This is a genomic window from Nostoc sp. UIC 10607, from assembly GCF_047228265.1.
Classification (GTDB): domain Bacteria; phylum Cyanobacteriota; class Cyanobacteriia; order Cyanobacteriales; family Nostocaceae; genus Nostoc; species Nostoc foliaceum_A.
In genome coordinates this window covers 1-431 of sequence record NZ_JBIQNW010000257.1, presented here as the reverse complement: position 1 = coordinate 431, position 431 = coordinate 1, and the positions used below count along the sequence as shown (strand labels likewise).

Genomic DNA, 431 nt, shown 5'->3' with positions numbered 1-431 from the left:
TATCTGAGCTTGTTCCTCATCACTGAGGCATTCTTTTTTCTTTAACAAAGGGTATTTACTGTGAGTTAAGCCAGCTAATTTCTTTTCTCTTTCTTGGCGGTTTTTAATTTTATTAGCTGCTCTTTTTTCCTGTTTTCTTCTTTCGTCTAACTCCTGATTTATTTGTTTCATGACATGAAATCTATCCGCTACTACTTGAGCATTCGGTAGCATTTCTTGTATTAAAGTTTTATAGGGTATCCATAAGTCTATGCTGACTTCTTCTATTTGGTTTAATACCTCTGAACCTAGACTGGATAAGTATTCTGCAATAACTGCTTTATTTCTTTTCTCTAACAATGCTATCGGTCTTCGTGCCTCTAAATCTACTAATACTGCTGCATAATTCTTTCCTCCTTTTAATTGTGTGATTTCATCTATTCCTAGCTTTT

1 protein-coding gene is annotated in these 431 nt (G+C 34.1%); it reads right to left on the bottom strand.

The features are described 5' to 3' along the window. The coding region (locus ACEYW6_RS36680; protein WP_412983676.1) for an ISL3 family transposase at nucleotides 1-431 on the bottom strand (431 nt) is incomplete at both ends.